Consider the following 17,802-nt stretch of genomic DNA (forward strand, 5'->3'; position numbering starts at 1 on the left):
GATCGGCGGCGTATGTATCTGGTGGACGATGAGCGGCATCCGGTGCTGCTGGTGAGGGAACGGAGCGGACGTTGAGCGTCGAGACTGGGGCCACGGGCGGCCAAGGCGATGCAGCGTGGGACGCCTGGGAGCCCGACGAGCCGCCAGTGGGCGGGCAAGGCCGGTTGTCGGCCGGCTACGCACCAGGGGCTCAGGTACTGATCCGCGACGAACTGTGGCTGGTACGCAAGGTCACCAACACCCGGCATGACGGGTGGATGGTCGAAGTCACCGGCGTCTCTTCATTCGTCCGCGGCACCGACGCCGTGTTCTATGACCGGCTGGACGACATCCAGGTACTCGATCCCCGCGAGACGCAGCTGGTGGCCGACGACTCGTCCAACCATCGACGCGCCCGCTTGTTCCTCGAAGCGGTGATGCGCAAGACGTATCTGCCGCAGACCGAACACGGCCTGGCCCTGTCCGACGGCTTTCTGATGGACCAGCAGGTCCATCAGCTGCGGCCGGCGGAGTTGGCGCTGTCCATGAAGAACCCGCAGCCCCGCATCCTGATCGCGGACGTGGTGGGTCTCGGTAAGACCCTGGAGATCGGGGTGCTGCTGGCCGAGCTCATCCGGCGCGGGCGCGGTGAGCGGATCCTGGTGGTCACCCCGCAACATGTGCTGGAACAGTTCCAGCGTGAGCTGTGGACCCGGTTCGCGATCCCCCTCGTGCGACTGGATTCGACCGGCATCCAGCGGGTGCAGCAGGAGATCCCGGCCGGGCGCAATCCGTTCGCCTATTTCAAGCGCGCGATCATCTCCGTGGACACGCTGAAAAGTGATGTCTACGCCCATCATCTAGAACACACCGACTGGGATGCGGTCGTCATCGACGAATCACACAACCTGGTCAATCGAGGCACAAAGAACAATGCGCTGGCCCGGCTGCTGGCGCAGAAGACCGACGCCCTCGTCCTCGCCTCAGCCACGCCGCACAACGGTGACGCTGCCTCGTTCGCCGAGCTGATCAAGATGCTGGACGAGGCCGCGATCGCCGATCCGTCCAAGTACGAGGTGAAGGATCTCGAGCACCTTTACATCCGGCGTACGAAGACGACTGCTGAGGTACGCGACGGGCTTAAGGGCGCGTGGGCGGACCGTGGCCCCTCGCAGCCCCTGCACGTGCCGGCCGGGGAGAAGGAGCTCGCGGTCTTCAAGGAGCTGGCTTCACGCTGGATCCCCGCCGACCCTTCGGTGCCGTCCGCGAGTACGTATCCACTCGTCCCCTACCAACTGCTGAAATCGTTCCTGTCCTCGCACCGGGCCCTGCTGGAAACGATCAAGACCCGCCTGACGAACCTGGACAAGCCGCCGGCCGAGAAGCCGACCACCAACACCAAGCGCAAGACGCGCCCGGTCGACCCCGCAGCCCGCGAAGCAGCCCGCAAGGCGGAGCGAGCCGCTCTGGTCGAGCTGCAGGCCCTCGCCGAGCAGATCCGGGACGACGACTCGGCGAAACTCGCCGCGCTGCTGAAGGAACTGCGCGCGCTGGGTGTCGGACCCGGCTCGGACACCCGGGTCGTGGTGTTCTCCGAACGCATCCCGACCCTTAAGTGGCTGGCAGAGACGGTGCCGGCGGCTCTGGGCTTTCCCCGCGGCACCACTGCGGACCCGAGCAAGCCCTGGCTGGACTTCGGGGGAGCAGTGCAGGTCATGCACGGCGATGCCACCACCGACGAGGAACAGACCGACATCGTCGAGAAGTTCGGGCTGCGCGATGACCCGGTGCGCATCCTGTTCACCGGTGACGTCGCCTCGGAAGGCGTCAACCTGCACCAGCAGTGCCACCTGCTGATCCATTACGACCTTCCGTGGTCCCTGATCCGCATCGAGCAGCGCAACGGCCGTATCGACCGCTACGGACAGGAACACCAGCCCCAGTTCCGGGCGCTGATCCTCACCAACGACGTCCCGTGGCGCACCGACGAAGTCACCGGCCAGCCGCGCACGCTGGATGACCGTCTGGTCGGCGAGAAGCTCCTGAAGCGCGAGGAGCAAGCACACAAGATCGAAGGATCAGCCGAGGCAGTCACTGGCCTGTACCGGGCCCAGGAGGAGGAGAACCGCCTCACTCAGGACCTGATCGCCGGCCGTACCGTCGAGGACTCGATCAAGCAGTCCCAGCAAAGTGGTGCTGCCTTCCTGACGGGCCTCCTGGGCCAGGTCGGTGCCGTGCCCGAGCACCCCGAAGTGCCCCGCGCAGCGGTCCCCAAGCTCTTCCGGTCCACGGCCGACTACTTCGACGAGGCACTGCGGCAGATCTGCCATCCCAATCCCGAGGATCAGTTGTCGCTGCTGCGCTACGACGACGGCACGATCGCCTTCGAGCCCCCGCGCGACCTGCTGTACCGGCTGAAGTCGCTGCCCAAGTCCTACCTGGACGAGCAGCGGATCCTGCCGCGCAAGAACGAAAAGGGCCGGATGCGCATCACCTTCTCCAAGACGCTCGCCAGTGCGCGGCTGAAGGCCGCTCGGGACTCCTCCAAGTCGCAGTGGCCCAACGTGTCCTACGTGACCGATGTGCACCCGGTGCTGGACTGGCTCACCGACAAGGTGCTCGTGCAGGTCGGCCGCCACCAGGCACCGGTGCTCGCAGCCGCCGTGGACCGCCCGGTCTTCCTGGTCCAGGGCATCTACTCCAACGCGGTGGGCCGCCCCACCGTCGTCGAGTGGATGGCCGTCACCGGCCTCCCCGACGCCCCCGAGATCAAGCCGCTGACCGCACAGCTGCTGGAAGACTATGGCGTCGGCCCGAACATGCCGGGCCGCGCCACTCCGCGTGACCTGCCGGGGCTCACCGACCTCGTGCCTGCCGCCATCGACGAGGCCGAGCGCTTCCTCAAGAGCAGGGAAGAGGACTACCAGTTCCAGATCGATAAGACGCTCGCTCCTTACCGCAAGCGTGTCACCTACTGGAAACAGGAAGCCCTCTTCGCCGGCACACGCCGCGACAAGCAGGAAGTCGACCTGGCCGCCAGCCGCCGCCTGAGCCTGGTCAAGTCCCTGGAAACGGCGGGCAAACCGATGCTTCGTCTGCTGGCCGTCCTGGAACCGCACGCCGCCACCGCAGGGGACACCGCACGATGAGCATCGACTTCGACTCCTTCACCAACCGCGGCGAATACCTGTCCGCGCACTACTTCGCCGAGCAACTCGCCATCGACCTCAAAAGAGGTCTGTTCGCCACCTGGACCATGCGCGAGGGCGACGACAACGACCCCCGCAAGACCCCCCGCGAACAGCTGCGTAGCCTGCGAAGCGCCTACCACACCCCGGAAGTCCGCGGCTACTTCGCCGAAACCACCCAGCTCGACGCGGACGACGAGTCCCGGTTGCGCACCTACGACAACCCTGAGTGGACCAAGCGGCTGGCCTCCTGGCACCAGGACGTCCTTAAGGCCCTCGGCTACAACACAGCCCCCGGCGAACTCACCGTCCACCGCGCCGGCCGCACACACACCCTGCCCGTCGCCTCCCAAGGCCACGGCATCGTCGCGATCGACTGTGGATGGGCCGCAGACAACGACGCTGCCCTCGACCCCGACGGGCCTGGACGTCTGCTGTCGCCCCAACGCGTGAGCAGCAGTGAAACCTACGAGACCGGGGCGGCCTTGGCCTCCTGGCTGTTCCAGAGCGAGCTCGGCAAGCCCGGAGGCCCGCACCCGCGGTTCGTCCTGCTCCTCCACGGCGGAGTACTCCTGCTCGCCGACCGCAGCGCCTGGAACGAAGGCCGCTACCTGGCCGTCAACCTCGACGCCGCTCTGGAGCGCAACGACCGCGCCCAGCAGGGCGAACTCGCCACCATCGCCGCCCTGTTCAGCCTGGAAATGCTCCGGCCCGGCGAGAACGACCAGACCCGCCCCATCGACGCCCTCCTCAAGTCCTCCAGCGCCAACGCCGCCGGCGTCTCCGGCGAACTGCGCTATGGCCTGCAGCGCTCCGTCGAGATCATCGCCAACGAAGTCCTGCGACGAATGGCCGAGCCACAGAACAACGTCACCCCTGCCGACATCGAAAGCCCCAAGATCCCCTTCACCCGGGAACTCACCCGCGAAGCCCTGCGCTACCTCTACCGCATCCTCTTCCTCCTGTACGCCGAAGCCCGCCCCGAACTCGGCATCCTCCCCGCCGACGACGGCACCTACCAGGCCGGCTACTCCGTGGCCCGACTGCGCGAACTCGTGGCCACCGACGAGGAACTCATCGACGAGGAAGCCAAGAACGGCTTCCACCTCTTCCAGTCCCTCGACGTCCTGTTCAACAAGGTCAACTTCGGCCACCGCCCGTACGGCACCGGAACCGACGACGACCAACCCGGCGACGACGAAGCAACCCGCAAGGCCAAGGCCGACCGCCGCAGCGAAGACCGTTTCGGCCTGCGCTTCGAGCCCTTGCGCAGCGAGCTCTTCGAGCCCGCCGCAATCCGCCTCATCGGTCGCGGCGTGCTGGACCCGAACCGCGATGAGGACAGCGCCCCGCGCTGGCTCGACCTGCGCCTGCGCAACTCCGCCCTCCACGAAGTGCTGCGCCTGCTGACCATGAAGAAGGGCAAACGCGGCGAGCGAGGCGGCTTCATCTCCTACCGCAACCTCGGCATCAACCAGCTCGGCGCCGTATACGAGGGCCTGATGTCCTACACCGGCATCATCGCCGACGAGGAACTGTGCGAGGTCGCCAAGGGCGGCGACCCGGAGAAGGGCTCCTGGCTCATCCCCTCACACCGCCAGGACCAGTACCCCGACAAGACCCTCGTCCACTACAACGAGGACGACGCCCGCAAGGGCCTGCGCGGAGTGAAGAAATACGCGAAGGGCGAGTTCGTCTACCGGCTCGCCGGCCGCGCCCGCGAGACGTCGGCGTCGTACTACACCCCGGAATCGCTGACCGAGGTCACCGTCGAACTCGCCCTCAAGAACCGCCTCGACCAGGACCGCGACGCGGACGGGAACATCATCAAGACCCGGGCCTCCGAACTCCTCAAGTTCAAGATCTGCGAGCCGGCTCTCGGCTCGGGCGCGTTCTTGAACGAGGCCATCAACCAGGTCGCCGACGAGTACCTGCGCCGCCGCCAGGACGAGCTGGGCACATCCATCCCAACAGCCGATGCCCTCACGGTAAAGCAGAAGGCCAAGGCGTACATCGCCCTGCACAACGCCTACGGAGTGGACCTCAACGCCACCGGCGTCGAACTGGCCGAGGTCTCCCTGTGGCTCAACACCATGCACCCCGGCATGCAAGCCCCCTGGTTCGGCCTCCACCTCCGCCGCGGCAACTCGCTCATCGGCAGCCGACGCGCCGTGTATGCGGGAGACGACGTAGCCTCACCGGACAAGGCGTGGCTCAAGGCCAAGGGCGCCCTGGCACCAACCCCGTTGCCGTTTCTCAAGGAGAGGGTGCCGCAGCCTCTGCCTCAGGATGCAGTGCACCACTTCCTGCTGCCGAGCCCGGGATGGGCCGCGGTCACCGGGTCGAAGGAAGCCAAGGAACTCGCCAAGGAAGGCATCGAGCAGCTGGCTGCCTGGAAGAAGGGCATCCTCCAGCGGCCCAAGCGCAGCACCGCGCACCTCAACAAGGACGGCAGCCCCAAGCGCGATCCGAAGACCAAGCAGCCTAAGGCGGAAGCCTCGTCGCAGTTCACGCGCCTGCGCGATGCCGCCCGGCGGACAGAATTCCTCTGGTCGCTCGTCATCAAGCGCATGCAGATCTCCGAACAAGAGATCTCGCGCAGGATCGACGTCTGGAAGGCCGATCCGTCTGACCCCGAGTTCGCCTTCATGAAGCACCCCGATCGGGCGGTGCCGAAGGAGAAGGTCTTCAAGGACCTCTTCAACACGGTCGACACCCCGTACTGGCGGCTGAAGACGGTCATGGACGCCTGGTGCGCCCTGTGGTTCTGGCCGGCGGACAAGACGAGCCTGCTGGACGGAACCGACGGCGTCTACACCAGGCCCGCTGCCGTCAGCACCATCGACAGTCTCGCGACGCTCCTTGGGGGCGTGCCGATGCTCGATGGACAGCCCCGCGATCAGTCTCCCAAGACCATCCCCGCGCCCGAACCGCAGGCCACACCCCGCGTGGTGGAGAACATCGGCTTCTTCGAGGTGGAAAAGGGGCAGAAGACCCTGGAGCACCTTGAACTGACAACCGGTACTGAAGTCGTCGTCGAGACCAAGGAGATCACGCCCAAGACCCAGAAGCTGGGTCAGCTGAAGCAGCCCGCACGTCGGCCGGTGATCCCCCTCAAGGACCTCGACGACTGGCTGGACTTCCTGGAAGCGATGCTGGGCACGGCGGAAGTCCCCGAGGGCACCCTCATCGACCAGTTCGAAACGCTCGACGACCTCAAGGAGTACGAGCGAACGCTCCCTGACTTCATGGGCATGGACACCCTCAACCCCGAACAGCGCTTCCCGTGGCTGCACACGGTGCGCGAGATCGCCGCGAGCCAGGGGTTCCTCCACTGGGAGCTGGAGTTCGCGCTCGTCTTCGCAGAGGGCGGCGGCTTCGACCTTCAGGTGGGGAACCCACCGTGGGTGCGGCCGGAGTGGAAGGAGAACTCCGTCCTTGCTGAGTATGAGCCGTGGTTCATGCTCACGGAGAAGCCTCCATCGGCAGAGAAGAACCGGCGGCGCGCAGCCGAACTGGCCAAGCCCGAGGTGCGCAACTACCTTCTCGGCGAGTTGACCGCCACGGCCACTACCGCTGACTACCTGGCATCACCACAGGTGTATCCGCTCATCGCGGGAAGCCAACCCGACCTCTATCGCGCGTTCATGTGCCAGACCTGGGACCACACCGCTGCAGGCGGGGCCGTCGGACTCATTCATCCGGACACCCACTTCAGCGGTGACAAGGAAGCGGCCCTCCGTGAGGCGGCCTATCGGCGGCTGCGGGTGCACGGGGACTTCGTGAACGCTGGCAACCGTTTCTTCCCACCTCCGGTGGGCCGGTCCAGCCACTTCGGGGTTCACATCTACGGCGAGCGCGGTGAGATCGACTTCGACCACCTGTCCTGGCTGTTCTCCGTCGATGCACTGCGACTGTCGAGCACGCACGACGGTAGCGGCGACGCGCCCGGGGTGAAGTACGGGGGCGACTGGGACGAACGCCCGCATCGGCAGCGCGTCATCCGTGTGACGCCCCGCACCCTTGCGCGGTGGCAGAAGCTGTCCGGTGAGCAGGATGTGCCCGTTGAGCAGACGCAGCTGCTCACGCCAGTGAGTACGGCGGAGGACCCGGGCATTGACGCGCTGGCGGCGTACCCGTTGCGCCTGGGGGCGCTCCAGCCCCAGCCCCAGATCAGCAGCGGTCTCCATGAGAGTGGCGCCAAGAAGTCCGTGTTTGGCCCTGCCAAGGACAAGCCGCTCATCGATTACAACAAGGACCAGGAAGGGCGCGAGGACTACCAAGCCAGCTCCTGGGACGAGGTCATCCTCAAGGGTCCCCAGCTGGGCGTCGCCAATCCACTCTTCAAACAGCCCAGCCAGGGCGGCGGCGAAGTCCGCGGGCTGAACCACCTGGAGATCCCGTCCGACGCGGTACCGGAGTCGGAGTACCGGCAGGTGGCGGACGACGCGACGTACCGGGGCGAGCAGGCCAAGTGGCTTGATCATGAACTGCTCGCTCGAATGCGCATGGATGACGTAGCGCTGTTCTTGGCGCGTTCGGAGATCGCGCTGTCCTGTGGCCGCTCCCCGAGCGAGGTGTCGGACACGGAGGTGGACCGCCGACTGATCGCGAAGGCAACTAAGCCGTACACCGAGTTCTACCGGCTTGCCTGGCGCGAGCGGATCGCGGCAGACACGGAACGTGGTCTGTACGTTGCGTTGATTCCCCCAGGAGCTACGCACGTCCATTCCGTCCGTTCCGCGGCCCTGGGCGATGTTCGCAGCTCAACTCTCATGGCTGGCTACTGGGCCGCATTGCCTACTGACTACTTGCTCCAGACATCAGGCGTGGGGCACCTCGACGTAGCGCAGGCGCGTCGCCTTCCGGCTCCCACCGCCGATCACCCGCTTGCCCCCGCGCTGCTTCTCCGCACGCTTCGACTCAACTGCCTCACCACTGCCTACGCCAGCCTCTGGCAGAAGCTCTACGACCCCACCTGGAACACCGGCGAGCCCTGGGCCCGGAAGTGGGCAGGCATGAACACGGAGCTCCACGCCGTGACCGCTACCTGGCAACGTGACACGCCCCTTCGTACGGAATACGCGCGTCGCGCCGCGCTGGTGGAGATCGATGCTCTGGTCGCTGTCTGGCTCGGCATTGACGCCGACACCTTGATCACCATGTATCGGGCCCGTTTCGACATCATGCAGGGCTTCGACCTGGTCACCTGGTTCGATGCCAACGAACGCAAGATCGCTGGTGACCGCTACACCTACGGCCATGGACAGGAGAAGGAGCACTTCACGCAGCTCCAGACCTACCTGGCCGACAAGGCCGACCCCAAGACCGCCCCCGTACCGGACGGCTACACCGCACCCTTCTACAAGGCAGACCGCGAGTCGGAGATGCGGGAAGCGCACGCAGTGTTCCAGGCGCGGCTGGATGCCGCAGTCGCCCGCGGTGAGTGGGACCCGGAGAAGCAGGAGGTACCGAAGCCGTGAGGCCGACGCTGGAGGCGCGGGGGCTCAAGGAGAGCCTGCTGCAGTACCTGTCGACGACGTACGCGCTGACGGACGAGGGGGCGCGTGAGGCGCTGCACCGGTTCCTCGGGGACGAGACATCGGGGATGTTCCGGGGCCCGTTCCTGAGGATCCGTACGCCGTTCACGGTCGCCGGCGAGGAGTGGCGCGCGCACCTGGAGTGGCAGCGGGAGGGCTGGACGCCGTACGCCCACCAGGCTGCGGCCTTCGCCCGGTTGACGTCGGCGAACGGGCACACTCCGCAACCGACGCTGGTGACCACGGGCACGGGCTCGGGCAAGACGGAATCGTTCCTGTACCCGGTGCTGGACCACTGCCGCCGGGAGCAGGCCGCGGGCAAGGCCGGCATCAAGGCGGTCTTCCTGTATCCGATGAACGCGCTTGCCACCGACCAGGCACAGCGCATCAACGAGCTGCTCACCGGGAACGAGACGGAGCTCGGCAAGCTGTCGGCGGGCCTGTACATCGGGGACCGGGCGGCGACTCGGTACGAGAAGGTCTATACGCGGCGCTCGGACATGCAGCTCTCCCCGCCGGACATCCTGATTACGAATTACAAGATGCTGGACCTGCTGCTGCAGCGTTCGGACGATGCCCCTCTGTGGCGGGATGCGGACATTCGCTATGTGGTGGTGGATGAGTTCCACACCTACGACGGCGCGCAGGGCACCGATGTGGCGATGCTGCTGCGCCGGCTCGCCGCGGCGGTGGGCGCGGCCGAGGAGGACCAGCCCCTTGGTCGTATCTGCCCGGTGGCGACGTCGGCGACGCTCGCGTCGGGGACCGATGGCGCGGGGATGGCCAGCCTGCTGGAGGTCGCGACGCAGGTCTTCGGCACGGAGTTCACCGCCGAATCCATCGTCGGAGAAGACCGGCTGTCGGTGGAGGAGTTCATCCCGCTGACGGAGATCAAGATGCAGCCGCAGCCGACGCCGGACGAGCTGCTGGCGCTGCCCGATCCCACCACGGGTGATGAGGCCCTGTTGGACCTCATCGAGGCCGTGACCGGGATGCGTGATCTGGACCCGTTCGTGCTGGGCGACAACCTGAAGCGTCATTTGTTCACCCGAGCGATCATGCACGGGCTGGGCGGTGAGGTCAGGACCAGCGCCGAGGTGCTGGATGTCATGTGGCGCGCCGGGGCGGCCGGCTGGTCGGAGGCGGTGGCCAGCAGGCCGGAGCAGGCCGCCGAGGCGCTGGCCCGTTTCGTGGCTCTGCTCTCCTACGCCCGTGATCCCGAGTCCAAGCCCGGGGAGCCGCGTCCGTTTGTGCATCTCGAGGTGCATCAGTGGGCCCGCTCGGTGACCCGGCTGCTGCGCGGCGTGCTGCCGTGGCCGAAGGCGGAGTTCCGCTGGGACATGGCGGGTGCGGCGGATGCCGGTGCGGCGGACAGTCACCGCATGGCGCCGGTGACCACGGCGACGTCGGGGCAGAGCGCGAATCTGTTCCTGCCGGCGGTCTACTGCCGGGACTGTGGGCGGTCCGGGTGGGCGGTGTTCTCGCCGGAGAGTGACGACCACGACGTCCAGTTCGACACCTACAAGATCCGTCGCGCCTCGACCGGGCAGGACAAGATCCGGGTGCGGAACCTGATCGCGGCCTCCGACCAGGAGGCCCGCGAGGGGTCCGGCGCGGCGCCGATGCCGGCCAGTGGCCGTAGTGGCAGGGGCGCCTCTCCTGCGCTGCAGGGGGCCGGCGGGATGCTGATGGTTCTGGACGGGGCACGCAAGCGGCTGCGGCTGCCCGATCCGCTCAACGACTACGACAAGGACACCAAGGAACCCCGCCTTACGGCCCGGGACTCGGCGTTCGTTCTGGTCCACTTCGGGGCGACCGCGAATACCGCGGCTAGGGAGGACTGGTGTCCGGCTTGCGGTGAGCGCAACGCGATTCGCTATCTGGGTACGGGCGCGGCGGCGATGGCGGCGGCGTCGATCACGCGGCTGTTCACGGGCGGGGAGCTCGACAAGGAGCTGCGCGAGGACAAGACGCTGATGTTCAACGACTCGGTGCAGGATGCCGCGCACCGGGCCGGGTTCGTCGCCAATCGTTCGTACACCTTCTCGTTGCGCGCCCTGCTGGCCCGGCACCTGCGCCACGACGCTCCCACGGCGCTGAACGACTTGATCGCGAACGTGGTGCAGGCGACCACCGACAAGGACACGCTGTCCGCCGTGGTGCCTCCGGATCTGCACGGTTTCAAGGGGGTGGACCGTCTGCTGTCCGGACAGGGCCGCGGCGGCGACTTGAAAACGTGGCGGCTGATCGGTCAGCGGCTGGCCTTCGAAGCGCTGATGGAGTTCGGATTCCGCTCCCGTAACGGCCGCACGCTGGAATTGACCCGGACCGCTGCGGCCCAGGTACGGATCGAGGATCCGGCCGCGGCGGTGGCCCTGGTCAAACGCGTCCACGAGGAGTGCAACCGCACCGACCTGACCTTGGTGGAGCAGAGCGACGACCGGTATCTGGCGTTCCTGCGGGTTTTCCTGGAGCGGCTGCGTACCCGGGGTGCGGTGTCCCACAAGTGGCTGGACAAGTATGTGGATGAGGCGGGCACCACCCGCTATTTCATCTGGGGCAATCGTCCTCCGGGCATGCGGGCCTTCCCCAGGGGTGTGGCGGCACCGGTGTTCTTGCTGGGCCAGCCCAAGGACCGCAGCGAGTTCGACTTCGCCACCGGCCGGCTGTCCTGGTACGAGCGGTGGGCCGGGCGCTGCCTGGATGTGCCGCGGGAGGTGGCGCCGGAGTTCTGGAGCCGTCTGCTGCCTGAGCTGGCCGGGGCCGGGCTGCTGTCGGTGCGCACCCCGAACGACAGCTCACTGCGCGTCTACGGCCTCAAGCCGGGCAACATCGAGGCGTTGCTGCTGGAAGACGAGCAGGTGCGGCACTCCTATGTGCGCTGCCCGGTGTGCTTCTGGGAGCAGACGGTCCACCCGTCGCTGCTGGATCAGTGGCATGACCAGCCGTGCCCCTCCTACCGGTGCCGTCGGGGCCGGTTGGTGGCCGGTGACCGGCCCGAGGCCCTCGGAGTCCATCACCGCGACCGGGACTACACCCAGGACTACTACCGGCGCCTGTACCGGAAGGCGGGGCCGTATCAGGTGGTAGTCGCCGAGCACACGGGGATGCTTACCCGGGCGCAGAGGGAGAAGGTGGAGGAGGCGTTCAAGCGCGGCGGGGGCTTCAAGGACCCCAACGTGCTCTCCTGTACCCCTACACTGGAGATGGGCATCGACATCGGCGACCTGTCCGCGGTGGTGCTGGCCGCGCTCCCGCGCCGGCCGGCCAACTACGCTCAGCAGGTCGGCCGGGCCGGGCGCCGGACCGGCAATGCGTTCTTGCTGACCATCCCCGACCGGCGCCGTCGCGACCTGTACTTCCTGGAACGTCCCAAGGACCTGATCGCGGGCACGATCGTGCCGCCGGGCTGTTATCTGTCCGCGGTGGAGATCCTGCGCCGCCAGTACCTGGCGCACCTGCTGGACCTCGCGGCGGCGGGACAGCTCGTGCGGGCGGACGGCATCGTGCTGCGCGCGATCCCGAACAAGGCGCCCGCCCTGTTCGGTCCGTCGGGCTATCTGATCGACCTGGTGGAACTGGCCATCGCCCAGGGCGAGGTCCTCGTCGACAGGTTCCTGAAGATGTTCCCCACCGGCATCAGCGACCAGGCGAAGGCTGATCTCAAGGCGTATGCGACACACGGCTTGCGCGGCAGGGTGGAGGAAGCCGAACGCGAGTGGCGCCAAGGCGCACAGGCACTGCGGGCGCGGCTTCGCGAGATCGATGAAGCCTACGGCGAGCTGCACGACACCGATCCCGAACAGGCACGGCAGAAATCCGAGCTGGACGCCGAGCGGCGCGGCGTGGGCAAGCGGCTCCTGGACCTGGGTGAGACGTCGGCGCAGAGCGCGCTGTGCGACCTGGGCCTGCTGCCCAACTATGCGCTGATCGACTCGACCACCACCTTGTCCGCGACCCTGTACGGGGAGGAGGGGATCGACCCCAGGACGGGGAAGGTGGTGTTCACCTCCACGACCGCCGCCTACGAGCGACCGCGCCGCTACGCCCTCCAGGAGTTGGCCCCCGGCAATACCTTCTACGTCAACGGTTACCGGCACGAGATCACCGGTCTGGAGATCTCCACGGGCGGCGGGCAGGCGTGGCGCACCTGGCGCGTGTGCCCGGGCTGCGGATACGTGCGCACCGAGGACGCAGCCACCGACCGCTCGCCCTGCCCGCGCTGCGCCACCAGCCAGATCGCGGATGACGGCTCGTGCCTGTTCCAGATCGTCGAGCCGACCACCGTGACGTCCAGGGGCAAGCGGGACGATGCCCGGATCCGCGATGACAAGGACGACCGCGACCGCCGTTTCTATACGGTGGTGGACGCGGTCGACATCCCTATCGAGGACATCGAACCGGGCTCGTGGCGGCATGCGAAGCAGACCTTCGGCGTCGACTACTGCCGTACGGCCATGATCCGACGGATCAACGTCGGACCGGTCCGTTACGACGCCCCGGCGCGTGACGACTTCGCCGGCCACTATGTGCGGCTGAACCCGTTCCATGTGTGTACGGCGTGCGGCGCGGCGAGCGCGGACGGCAAACCCGTCTTCGACTATGACACCGATGCGCTGAGCTCCTCAGCCGCGCGCACCCCGCAGCTGAAGCACCACCGTCCGTGGTGCCCGCTGCGGCGCGGCAAGCCGGGCGGGGTCACCCAGGAACCGGTGTTGCTCGCTCACCAGTTGAAGACCGAGGCCCTGCGGGTGCTGATCCCGGCCGCCACCGCGGACATCGACGCCAAGGTGCAGTCCTTCCGGGCCGCCCTACGGCTCGGGGTCGATCTGCACTTCGGTGGTGACCCCCAGCACCTGGACACCACCGTGTCGTCCATGCCGGACGCCGAGAGCGGTGAACGCCGCTGGTTCCTAGTCCTATTCGACTCCCTGCCCGGCGGCACCGGCTACCTGGACCGGCTCACCAAGCCGGACGCCTTCCGCGAGACCCTCGTCAAGGCGTACGACCTGCTCAAGCAGTGCCCATGCCAAGAGGAGCAGCGCCGGGCCTGCCACCGCTGCCTGCACCGCTATGCCCCCGAACAGTTCCAGGACGTCGTCTCGCGCAACGCGGCCCTGGCCATGCTGGAGTCGCTGCTGTTCACGGGCGAGGGAGAGGACGGCTGGGAGACCACCGAGGTCCGGCACACCGGGCTGGTCGGCCTGGACAAGCAGGTCGAATCCGACCTGGAGGCCCGGTTCCTGGCCGCGCTACGCGGCTGGGTGAAGGTCACCGACGACGCCGCCCTGGACGAGGACGGGCACGCCAGCGGGCATCTGCGCTTCACCAGCGGATCGGACGTCATGCACTGGCGGCTGACCGCGCAACAGCAGCTCGAAGGTACCCGGACGGATTTCACCTTCACCCGTGTCGACGGCCCGGCCCAGAGCGTCAAGGTCTATCTCGAAGGATTCCGTTTCCACGCCAGCCGTGAGCACAACCGGATCGCCACCGACGCGGCGCAGCGCACCAGGCTGCGCGCCGGCGGTGAAGTGGTCTTCCAGGTCACCTGGGCCGACATCGACCTGTTCGAGCAGCGCCCCACCAAGTCCGCACCGGTCTGGCCGCCCTACCCGGGCACCGCGCAGGAACAGGCCAAGGCTGCCTACGAGCAGTACGGCGGACAGCGCGCCCACTTCGCCGAAGCGGTCTTCGCCAACCCGATCGACACGCTGATCGCCTATCTGCGCGACCCCGATCCCGCCCGCTGGGCCCGCCGTGCCCGGGCCCTGGTCACGGGGCTCGTCGCCACCGCCGGCACCACCCAGGTCGCCGCGACCGGGCGGCGCAGCGAGCTGGTGGCCGCCCTGCGCACACAGCTGGCCACATTCACCGACGGCCAGCGTAACGATGCTCCCCTCGCGGCGGAGGCCGCGGGGATCGGCCCCGTCCACGTCTTCCGCGCCCAGGACAGCAGCGGGCTGCCGATCCTGTTCACCCTGGACGCCGCCGACCCCGAGAACCCCCGCTGGTCCGCTCTCGCGGTCCTGGACAATACGGACGCTGTCCTGGAGACGGAGGAACACAAGCTGCGCTGGCGGTCTTGGCTGTACTGGACCAACCTGACGCAGTTCCTGTCCCTGGCCGGCGGCGACGGCGTCCAGCTGGCCACCAGCGACGCCGCCGACTTCGAAGTCGAAGTCCTCGCCGTGTGCGGCGGGGTCGGTGAACTCGAGTCGCTCAACGGCGTCACCGTTCCCGCCGCCGCCCAACCCGCCGCCCAGGAACCCGAGCCTGCTGGGGAGGCCCCAGTTGCCCCCGCCCCGGCACCGCGGGATGCGGCCTGGGACGAGGACATCCTGGAGATCCTGCGCGAGGATCCCAGCGAGGCACCCGAACTCCTGCGCCTCGCCGAAGTCCTTGCCGACCACGGCAAACACGCACCGGTCTTCGGCTACGAACTGGGCAACAGCGGCTGGCAAGCCGAGTTCGCCTGGGACACCCCCGGCATCAAGATCGCCGTGGTGACGGCCCACCACGGCACGGACGACCCCGAGGCGCAGCGACGCGACGCCGCGTACGCCGAGGCCGGCTGGACGGCGCGCACCGCCGCCGAATGGCTCGACCACCTCGACGAACTGCTCCCCCAGCTCCCCGGCACGGAAGGCACCACCCGATGACCGCCCGGCTCAGCCTGTACCGCAAGGCCGAACAGGAGCTCCACAGGCTCGATCTCTCGATCAAGACCGACTTTTACGACTTCTGCCACGCCTTCCGGGACAACCCCGACCAGCAAGGGCTGGTCAAGCGGAAGCTCAAGGGTGACTCCCGGATCTACCGGGCCGAGATCAACCAGCACTACCGTGCGCTTCTGACCCGCACCGGTACCGACGCGGATGGCACCGAGGACTGGTTGATCATTGCCGTCCGACACCGCAGGGACGTCTACGAAGAGCTCCAGGTCGCCGTCAACCGTGTCACCGGCGAGATCGAGTTCGTTGACCTCGCGGTCGTCGGGGACAGTGCCCTGCGCCGCGCCGGCATCACCCTGACCCCCGCTGAACCGGACGACACGCCCAAGCCGCCCGTCGCCGAACCGGCACAGCCCGAGGCAGCGCCCGCGCTGCTCGCCGGGTACAGCGCCGACGACCTGCGCGGGCTGGGCGTTGCGGACCAGCTCATCGACCTGGCACTCACCGTCACCGACAGCCAGGAGCTCGATCAGCTGGTCGAGGGCGCCCCTCTGCTGTCCAAGGACATCCTGTACGGGCTCGCCGCCGGCATGGGCATCGACGAGGTCCGCAAGGAAATCACCGCACCGGTCGAACTCCGCCAGGAGCCCGACCCCGACGACTTCGCAGCCGCCCTCACCCGCACCAAGGTCACCACGGTCGACGACGCGGTACAGGCCGTCATCGAGGAAGGCGACTTCCGCGCCTGGAAGGTCTTCCTCCACCCCACGCAGGAACGCATCGTCCACCGCCACTACACCGGCCCCGCCCGTGTCTCCGGCGGTCCGGGCACCGGCAAGACCATCGTCGCCTTGCACCGGGTCAAACACCTCGCCGAACAGCTGCCCCCCGGGCACAACAGGCCGATCCTGCTGACCACCTTCACCAAGAACCTCACCACGGACCTGCGGCTGCGCCTGGCTTCCCTGGTCGAGCCCGAACTCCTGGCCCGCGTCGAGATCGCCCACATCGACCAGCTCGCCTCACGCGTCCTGGGAGAGAACACCGCGCCGGGCCGCGGCAAACAGCGCGTCTACGACAATGTGGCACTCAACGAGATGCGGCAGCTGCTCGCCGAACTTGACGACCGCCGCTGGGAACCCGAGTTCCTTCTCGAAGAGTGGGAACAGGTCATCCTCGGCCAGTCGGTACCGACCCGCTCCGCGTACTTCCAGGCCCGCCGCGCCGGCCGGGGCCGCGCCCTCACCCGCCCCGAACGCAACCACATCTGGAAGCTCATCGAACAGTTCACCGCCCGCCTCGACAAGCTCGGTGTCGAAACGTGGGGACAGGCCGCCGAACGTGCCGCCCGCTATGAGATCGAGCGCGCCGCGAAGATCCAGGCCCGCCGCGCGCACAAGGCCGAAGTCGGCGGCAAGGACCTCATCCACCGCGACGACAGCTCCGGCATGCGCTACCTCAACTACCGTTATCGGCACATCGTTGTCGACGAGGCCCAAGATCTGCGCCCAGCGCACTGGAAAATGCTGCGCGCCATGGCCGACCCTGACCTGCCCAACGACATGTTCATCGCCGGTGACACCCACCAGCGCATCTACGACCACCAGGTCGCCCTCGGCGCCCTCGGCATCAACATCCGCGGTCGCGCTTCACGCCTGACGCTGAGCTACCGCACCACCAAGGAGATCCTCGCCGAAGCTCTGCGCGTCGTCGAAGACAAACGCGTCACCTATGACGACCTCGACGACGGCACCGACAACCTCGCCGGCTACCGCTCCGTCCTCCACGGCCCCGCCCCCACCTTCACTCCCTTCCGCTCCTGGGACGACGAGCTCGCCGGCCTCGCCTCCACCCTCCGCGCCTGGCGAGAGGAACTGTCCACCGGCGGCAACGGCGCCTACCGCGACCCCAGCGGCCGGATCGCCGTGTGCGTCGCCGACCGCGACATGGTCAGCCAGACCATGTACTACCTGATCACCAAAGCGAACATCACCTGCGCCGAACTGACCAAGGACGGGCCCAAAGGCGACGGCGAGGTCCACGTCGGCACCATGCACCGCTTCAAGGGCCTCGAATACCAAAAGCTCGCCATCGTCGGCGCCAGCGACGGCATCATTCCGCGCACCAGCGTCATCGAGCGCTACCGCAGGGACGACCCTCCGCGCTACGAGCGCGAGCAGCGCAAGGCCCGCTCCCTGCTCTTCGTCGCCACCACCCGCGCTCGCGACGCCCTGAACATCAGCTGGCACGGCAAACCCAGCCCATACCTGCCGGTATGACAACACAGGCCCGGACCTTCCACCCTGTCCACTGGCTGTCTCTCACGAGAGGGGGCGGATGAGAACCTCTGAACAGACGGCCAGTGCTGCTCTTCGTTCCCCAGTGAGCTGCTTGGAGCAACCGTGGCGGGACCGCACGCTT

General features: G+C 67.6%; 4 protein-coding genes. All 4 read left to right on the forward strand.

Features of this window, described 5'->3' with window-relative positions:
• Positions 1–71 precede the first annotated feature (71 nt).
• From SCAB_RS10050 to SCAB_RS10065, 4 genes are read left to right on the forward strand one after another with little or no spacing between them, the layout of a single operon-like run.
• On the forward strand, positions 72–3,128 hold the full coding sequence (locus SCAB_RS10050) for a DEAD/DEAH box helicase (RefSeq protein WP_231884930.1): 3,057 nt from the start codon (positions 72–74) through the stop codon (positions 3,126–3,128).
• The gene (locus tag SCAB_RS10055; RefSeq protein ID WP_012999958.1) at positions 3,125–8,650 is read left to right on the forward strand and encodes a hypothetical protein; all 5,526 of its coding nucleotides are present in this window, start codon (positions 3,125–3,127) and stop codon (positions 8,648–8,650) included. Before SCAB_RS10050 ends, SCAB_RS10055 begins: the two co-directional genes overlap by 4 nt.
• Positions 8,647–15,369, forward strand: a complete 6,723-nt coding sequence (locus SCAB_RS10060; protein ID WP_012999959.1) for a DEAD/DEAH box helicase — start codon at positions 8,647–8,649, stop codon at positions 15,367–15,369. The genes SCAB_RS10055 and SCAB_RS10060 overlap by 4 nt, the downstream gene beginning before the upstream one ends.
• Positions 15,366–17,660 (forward strand): UvrD-helicase domain-containing protein, encoded by a 2,295-nt coding sequence (locus SCAB_RS10065; RefSeq protein ID WP_012999960.1) that lies wholly within the window; start codon positions 15,366–15,368, stop codon positions 17,658–17,660. The genes SCAB_RS10060 and SCAB_RS10065 overlap by 4 nt, the downstream gene beginning before the upstream one ends.
• Positions 17,661–17,802 lie beyond the last annotated feature (142 nt).

Source organism: Streptomyces scabiei 87.22, assembly GCF_000091305.1.
Classification (GTDB): Bacteria; Actinomycetota; Actinomycetes; order Streptomycetales; family Streptomycetaceae; genus Streptomyces; species Streptomyces scabiei.